Source organism: Streptomyces boncukensis, from assembly GCF_011045075.1.
Lineage (GTDB): Bacteria > Actinomycetota > Actinomycetes > Streptomycetales > Streptomycetaceae > Streptomyces > Streptomyces boncukensis.
Genome location: NZ_JAAKZZ010000375.1, coordinates 1 through 7480 on the forward strand (window position 1 = coordinate 1; position 7480 = coordinate 7480).

At 72.0% G+C, this 7480-nt stretch carries 5 protein-coding genes; all 5 read right to left on the reverse strand.

Annotation, left to right across the window (positions count from 1 at the left end; all coding sequences use genetic code 11):
• Window positions 1-8: 8 nt before the first annotated feature.
• The 5 genes from carB to G5C65_RS27140 are packed head-to-tail and all read right to left on the reverse strand — an operon-like array spanning window position 9 to window position 7373.
• Entirely contained in the window at window positions 9-3320 is a 3312-nt protein-coding gene (gene carB, locus G5C65_RS27120) for a carbamoyl-phosphate synthase large subunit (protein ID WP_165301575.1), read from the reverse strand.
• On the reverse strand, window positions 3313-4473 hold the full coding sequence (carA, locus tag G5C65_RS27125; RefSeq protein ID WP_165301577.1) for a glutamine-hydrolyzing carbamoyl-phosphate synthase small subunit: 1161 nt from the start codon (window positions 4471-4473) through the stop codon (window positions 3313-3315). Before carA ends, carB begins: the two co-directional genes overlap by 8 nt.
• Complete coding sequence (locus G5C65_RS27130) at window positions 4470-5063, reverse strand: PH-like domain-containing protein (protein ID WP_165301582.1); 594 nt, start codon at window positions 5061-5063, stop codon at window positions 4470-4472. Before G5C65_RS27130 ends, carA begins: the two co-directional genes overlap by 4 nt.
• Window positions 5064-5086: 23 nt before the next feature.
• Window positions 5087-6385, reverse strand: a complete 1299-nt coding sequence (locus tag G5C65_RS27135) for a dihydroorotase (RefSeq protein WP_165301579.1) — start codon at window positions 6383-6385, stop codon at window positions 5087-5089.
• Between the two features lies 1 nt (window position 6386).
• Complete coding sequence (locus G5C65_RS27140) at window positions 6387-7373, reverse strand: aspartate carbamoyltransferase catalytic subunit (RefSeq protein ID WP_165301581.1); 987 nt, start codon at window positions 7371-7373, stop codon at window positions 6387-6389.
• Window positions 7374-7480 lie beyond the last annotated feature (107 nt).

Below are 7480 nucleotides of genomic sequence, written 5' to 3' on the forward strand. Positions count from 1 at the left end.
GGGGCGGGTCAGCCCTCCCGGGCCGCCACCAGGTGCCGCGCGTGCTCCTGCAGGGAGCGCACGCTCACCTCCCCCCGCGTCAGGGCCTCGATCCCCTGCACCGCCGCCGCGAGCGCCTGGACCGTCGTCAGGCACGGCACCGCGCGGGCGACGGCGGCGGTGCGGATGTCGTACCCGTCCAGCCGGCCGCCGGTCCCGTACGGCGTGTTGACGATCAGGTCGACCTCGCCGTCGTGGATCAGCTGGACGACGGTCCGCTCGCCGTCCGGCCCCTGGCCCTGGCTCTGCTTGCGGACCACCGTCGCATTGATCCCATTGCGTTTGAGAACCTCCGCTGTGCCGGATGTGGCCAGCAGTTCGAAGCCCATCGCGACCAGTTCGCGGGCCGGGAAGATCAGCGAGCGCTTGTCCCGGTTGGCGACCGAGACGAAGGCCCGGCCCTTGGTGGGCAGCGCGCCGTACGCCGCCGCCTGGGACTTCGCGTAGGAGGTGCCGAACACCGAGTCGATGCCCATGACCTCGCCGGTCGAGCGCATCTCGGGGCCGAGCACGGTGTCCACGCCGCGGCCTTGCACATCCCGGAAGCGGCTCCAGGGCAGCACGGCCTCCTTGACCGAGATCGGCGCGTCCAGCGGCAGGTCGCCGCCGTCGCCGCCGGCCGGGAGCAGGCCCTCGGCGCGCAGCTCGGCGACGGTAGCACCGAGCGAGATCCGGGCCGCGGCCTTTGCGAGCGGGACGGCCGTGGCCTTGGACGTGAACGGGACGGTACGGGACGCGCGCGGGTTGGCCTCCAGCACATAGAGGATGTCGCCCGCCAGCGCGAACTGGATGTTGATCAGGCCGCGGACGCCCACGCCGCGCGCGATGGCCTCGGTGGAGGCCCGCAGCCGCTTGATGTCGAAGCCGCCCAGGGTGATCGGCGGCAGCGCGCACGCCGAGTCGCCGGAGTGGATCCCGGCCTCCTCGATGTGCTCCATGACGCCGCCGAGGTACAGCTCGCGGCCATCGTAGAGCGCGTCGACGTCGATCTCTATGGCGTCGTCCAGGAACCGGTCCACGAGCACCGGGTGCCGCTCGATCAGGCCCGCGTGCCGCTCCAGATACGCGGCCAGCGACGGCTCGTCGTAGACGATCTCCATACCGCGCCCGCCGAGCACATACGAGGGGCGCACCATCACCGGGTAGCCGATCCCGGCGGCGATCTGCTTGGCCTGGTCGAAGGAGAAGGCCGTGCCGTACCGGGGCGCGGGCAGTCCGGCCTCGGTGAGCACGCGGCCGAACGCGCCGCGCTCCTCCGCCAGCTCGATGGCCTCCGGCGAGGTGCCCACGATCGGCACGCCGCTGTCCTTGAGCCCCTGCGCCAGGCCGAGCGGGGTCTGCCCCCCGAGCTGGACGAGGACGCCCGCGACGGGGCCCGCCTGCCGCTCCGCGTGCACGATCTCCAGCACGTCTTCGAGGGTCAGCGGCTCGAAGTAGAGGCGGTCGGAGGTGTCGTAGTCGGTGGAGACGGTCTCGGGGTTGCAGTTGACCATGACGGTCTCGTAGCCCGCCGCGTGCAGCGCGAAGGAGGCGTGGACGCAGGAGTAGTCGAACTCGATGCCCTGGCCGATGCGGTTGGGGCCGGAGCCGAGAATGATCACGGCGGGCTTCTCCCGCGGCGCGACCTCGGTCTCCTCGTCGTAGGAGGAGTAGAAGTACGGCGTCTTCGCGGCGAACTCGGCGGCGCAGGTGTCGACCGTCTTGTAGACGGGGCGGATGCCCAGCGCGTGCCGTACCTCGCGGACCACGTCCTCGCGCAGCGAGCGGACGGCGGCGATCTGCCCGTCGGAGAAGCCGTACCGCTTGGCCTCGGCGAGCAGCTGAGCGCTCAGCTCGGGGGCCGCGGCCAGTTCGTCGGCGGTCTCCTTGATGAGGAAGAGCTGGTCGGTGAACCAGGGGTCGATCCTGGTCGCCTCGAAGACCTCCTGCGGGGTGGCCCCGGCGCGGATGGCGGCCATGACGGTGTTGATCCGGCCGTCCGTGGGCCGGGCCGCCTCGGCGAGCAGCACGGTCTTGTCGCCGGGCGGGCCCGCGAAGTCGAACTGGCTGCCCTTCTTCTCCAGCGAGCGCAGGGCCTTCTGCAGCGCCTCGGGGAAGTTCCGGCCGAGCGCCATGGCCTCGCCGACCGACTTCATGGTGGTGGTGAGGGTGCTGTCGGCGGCGGGGAACTTCTCGAACGCGAAGCGGGGTGCCTTGACGACGACGTAGTCGAGGGTCGGCTCGAAGGAGGCCGGGGTCTCCTCGGTGATGTCGTTGGGGATCTCATCCAGGGTGTAGCCGACGGCGAGCTTTGCCGCGATCTTCGCGATGGGGAACCCGGTGGCCTTGGAGGCGAGCGCGGAGGACCGCGAGACGCGCGGATTCATCTCGATGACGACGATCCGGCCGTCACTCGGGTCGACGGCGAACTGGATGTTGCAGCCGCCGGTGTCGACGCCGACCTCGCGGATGACGGCGATGCCGACGTCGCGCAGCACCTGGTACTCGCGGTCGGTGAGCGTCATCGCCGGGGCGACGGTGATCGAGTCGCCGGTGTGCACGCCCATGGGGTCGAAGTTCTCGATGGAGCAGACGACCACGACGTTGTCGTTCTTGTCGCGCATCAGCTCCAGCTCGTACTCCTTCCAGCCGAGGATGGACTCCTCCAGGAGCACCTCGGTGGTCGGCGACAGCTCCAGGCCCTGGCCCGCGATGCGGCGCAGTTCCTGCTCGTCGTGCGCGAAGCCGGAGCCCGCGCCGCCCATGGTGAAGGAGGGGCGGACGACGACGGGGTAGCCGCCGAGCTCCTCGACTCCGCGCAGCACGTCGTCCATGGAGTGGCAGATGAAGGAGCGCGCGGACGCGCCGTGGCCGGTCGTGCGGCGCACGGCCTCGACGACCTCCTTGAACCGGTCCCGGTCCTCGCCCTTGTGGATGGCCTCGGGGCGGGCGCCGATCAGCTCGACGCCGTACTCCTCCAGCGTCCCGGCCTCGTGCAGCGCGATCGCGGTGTTGAGCGCGGTCTGGCCGCCGAGGGTGGGCAGCAGCGCGTCGGGGCGCTCCTTGGCGATGATCTTCTCGACGAACCCGGGGGTGATCGGCTCGACATAGGTGGCGTCGGCGATCTCCGGATCGGTCATGATCGTGGCCGGGTTGGAGTTGACCAGGATCACCCGCAGGCCCTCGGCCTTGAGGACGCGGCACGCCTGGGTGCCGGAGTAGTCGAACTCGGCGGCCTGCCCGATGACGATCGGTCCTGAGCCGATGACCAGGACGGACTGGATATCGGTGCGCTTAGGCACGCTGGGCTCCCTGTTCTTGCTGTGCTGCCATGAGCTTCACGAAGCGGTCGAAGAGATAGGCGGCGTCGTGCGGACCCGCTGCCGCTTCCGGGTGGTACTGCACGCTGAAGGCGGGCCGGTCGAGCAGCCGCAGGCCCTCGACCACGCTGTCGTTGAGCCCGACGTGTGAGACCTCGGCCCGGCCGTAGGGGGTGTCCAGGACGGTGTCGAGCGGCGCGTCGACGGCGAAGCCGTGGTTCTGCGCGGTGATCTCGACCTTCCCGGTGGTGCGGTCCTGGACGGGCTGGTTGATGCCGCGGTGGCCATACTTCAGCTTGTAGGTGCCGAAGCCGAGGGCGCGGCCCAGGATCTGGTTGCCGTAGCAGATGCCGAACAGCGGGGTGCCCCGCTCCAGGGCCGCGCGCACCAGGGCGACCTGGTGGTCGGCGGTGGCGGGGTCGCCGGGGCCGTTGGAGAGGAACACCCCGTCCGGCCCGCACGCGTACATCTCCTCCACGGTCACCGAGGCGGGCAGTACCCGCACCTCGATGCCGCGCTCGGCCATCCGCTGCGGGGTCATGCCCTTGATGCCGAGGTCGACGGCGGCGACGGTGTACCGCTTCTCGCCGACGGCGGGGACGACGTACGGCTCCTCCGCGGTCACCTGCGCCGAGAGGTCGGCGCCGGTCATCTCCGGGGTCTGGCGGACCAGCTCCAGCATGTCGCCCTCGGGCGGCAGCGCGTCGCCGGAGAAGATGCCGACCCGCATCGCGCCGCGTTCGCGCAGATGGCGGGTGAGCGCGCGGGTGTCGACGCCGCGGATGCCGACGACGCCCTGCGCGGTCAGCTCCTCGTCCAGCGAGCGGGTCGCCCGCCAGCTGGAGGGCACCCGGGCGGGGTCGCGGACGACGTATCCGGCGACCCAGATCCGGCGGGACTCGGCGTCCTCGTCGTTGACGCCCGTGTTGCCGACGTGCGGGGCGGTCATGACGACGACCTGGCGGTGGTACGAGGGGTCGGTGAGGGTCTCCTGGTAGCCGGTCATCCCGGTGGAGAACACGGCCTCGCCGAAGGTCTCCCCCACGGCCCCGTAGGCCCGGCCGCGGAAGGTGCGCCCGTCCTCCAGGACGAGGACGGCGGGAACCCGTGCGGTTCCCCTGGCGGAGGTCGTCATGGTGTGCCTTTCCCGGGCGTCTCCGGGGGCGTGCCCCGGGAGAGCGCGGCCGTGCTGGTGGTGCCGGAGGTGCTCAGTTCGTTGATCTTCTCGACCCACGTCGTGTGGTCGGCGGAGCGGTCGGAGCGGAAGCCGGAGTCCAGGTCCCTCCCGCCGTGCCGCCAGGTGACGACCAGCAGCCCGCCCTCGGTGAGGACCTTGCCCGCGATGCCGGTGTCCAGCCGGGCGCCGCGCAGCGCTCCGGCGGGGACGAAGAAGTCCCGCGCCCCGGGGCGTACGACCGCGAGCCCGGCCGGGGTCAGGGTCAGCTCGGCGCGGCTGCGGGTGCCCAGGCCCTGCGCGACGATGCGGTCCAGCCACTGGCCCGCGCTGGTGGATCCGTGGTAGCGGCCGGTCAGGGTGAGCAGCGGGGTGCCGGGCTCCTCGGGCGCCGACGGCAGCTCCGGCAGGTCGCCCTGGAGGGTGCCGCGCCACTTCCAGCCCTGCCGCATCAGCCAGTAGATCAGCGCGATGAAGAGGACCAGCCCGACGACCCACCCGATGCGCGCTGCCCAGTCGGTGACCTCCTGCGACTGCTGCGCCAGGTACATCTGTGCGGTTTCGATCTGTGCGCTCACACCAGTTTCCCGTCCACGACCGTCGTCCGGCCCCGCAGCCAGGTGTGGGTCACGCGTCCGGGCAGCTCACGGCCCTCGTAGGGGGTGTTCGCGCTGCGCGAGGCGAAACCCGCGGGGTCCACCCGACCACGGTAAGCCGGGTCGATCAGGACGAGGTTGGCGGGCTCGCCGGGAGCGATGGGCCGGCCGTGGCCTTCGAGCCGGCCGATCCCGGCCGGCCGGTGCGACATCCGGTCGGCGACCTGCGCCCAGTCGAGCAGGCCGGTGTCCACCATGGTGTGCTGCACGACGGACAGCGCGGTCTCCAGGCCGACCATGCCCATGGCGGCGGCGGCCCACTCGCAGTCCTTGTCCTCGTGCGGGTGCGGGGCGTGGTCGGTGGCGACGCAGTCGATGGTGCCGTCGGCCAGCGCCTCGCGCAGGGCCAGCACGTCGGCCTCGGTGCGCAGCGGGGGGTTGACCTTGTAGACGGGGTTGTACGAGCGGACCAGGTCGTCGGTGAGCAGCAGGTGGTGCGGGGTGACCTCGGCCGTGACGTCCCAGCCCTTGGACTTGGCCCAGCGCACCAGCTCCACCGAGCCCGCCGTGGACAGATGGCAGATGTGCACCCGGGAGCCGACATGCGCGGCGAGCAGCACGTCCCGGGCGATGATGGACTCCTCGGCGGCGGCGGGCCAGCCGGCCAGGCCCAGCTCGGCGGAGACGGTGCCCTCGTTCATCTGGGCGCCCTCGGTGAGCCGGGGCTCCTGGGCGTGCTGGGCGACGACGCCGTCGAACGCCTTGACGTATTCGAGGGCGCGCCGCATGATCACCGCGTCGTCGACGCACCTGCCGTCGTCGGAGAAGACCCGCACCCCGGCGGCCGAGTCGTGCATGGCGCCCAGCTCGGCGAGCTGCTTGCCCTCCAGTCCGACGGTGACGGCGCCGACGGGGCGTACGTCGCAGTAGCCGTGCTGCTCCCCCAGCCGCCACACCTGCTCGACGACGCCGGCGGTGTCGGCGACGGGGAAGGTGTTGGCCATGGCGTGCACGGCGGTGAAGCCGCCCCGGGCCGCGGCGCGGGTGCCGGTGAGCACCGTCTCGGAGTCCTCGCGGCCCGGCTCGCGCAGATGGGTGTGCAGGTCCACCAGGCCGGGCAGCAGCACGCGGCCGTCCGCCGGCACGACCTCGGCGCCGGCCGCGTCGAGCCCGTGCCCGACGGACTCGACGGTGCCGTCGGCACCGATCAGCACGTCCTGCGGGTCGCCGCCGAGAACCCGCGCACCGCGGATGAGTGTCGTCTTCGGCTCGGTCATGTCAGTCGTTCTCCTGGGAGGTCGGGGCCTCGGTGCGGGCGGTGGTCACGGCGGGCTCGGCGCCGCCGAGCAGCAGGTACAGCACGGCCATCCGGATGCTGACGCCATTGGCGACCTGCTCGACAGCCGTGCAGCGCGGCGAGTCGGCGACCTCGGCGGTGATCTCCATACCGCGGTTCATCGGGCCCGGGTGCATCACGACGGCGTGCTCCGGCATCCGGGCCATGCGCTCGCCGTGCAGGCCGTAGCGGCGGGCGTACTCGCGCTCGGTGGGGAAGAAAGCGGCGTTCATCCGCTCGCGCTGCACCCGGAGCATCATCACCGCGTCCGACTTGGCCAGCACCGCGTCCAGGTCGTAGGACACCTCGCAGGGCCAGGCCGCCACGCCGACCGGCACCAGGGTGGGCGGCGCGACGAGCGTGACCTGGGCTCCGAGCGTGCTCAGCAGGTGGACGTTGGAGCGGGCGACGCGGCTGTGCAGGATGTCGCCGACGACGGTGATCCGCCGTCCGGCCAGGTCGGCGCCCTCCCGGCCGACCAGCCTGCGGCGCATGGTGAACGCGTCGAGCAGGGCCTGGGTGGGGTGCTCATGGGTGCCGTCCCCGGCGTTGACGACGCTGCCGCCGATCCAGCCGGAGGTGGCCAGCCGGTGCGGGGCGCCGGAGTCGCCGTGCCGGATGACGACGGCGTCGGCGCCCATGGCCTCCAGGGTGAGCGCGGTGTCCTTCAGGGACTCGCCCTTGGAGACGGAGGAGCCCTTGGCGGAGAAGTTGATGACGTCGGCCGACAGCCGCTTGGCCGCGGCCTCGAACGAGATGCGGGTGCGGGTGGAGTCCTCGAAGAAGAGGTTGACGACGGTGCGGCCGCGCAGCGTCGGCAGTTTCTTGATCGGCCGGTCGGCGAACCGGGCCATCTCCTCGGCCGTGTCGAGGATCAGGACAGCGTCGTCGCGCGTGAGGTCGGCGGCCGAGATGAGGTGGCGCTTCATCTGTTGCCTTCCCTGTCTTCCGTGGTGAGTGCAGGAGTGGTCGCGGGCGCGGGGCTCCGTGGGCGCGGCGCGCGGGCACAGGGGCACGCGGGCGCACGGGGCGTGCG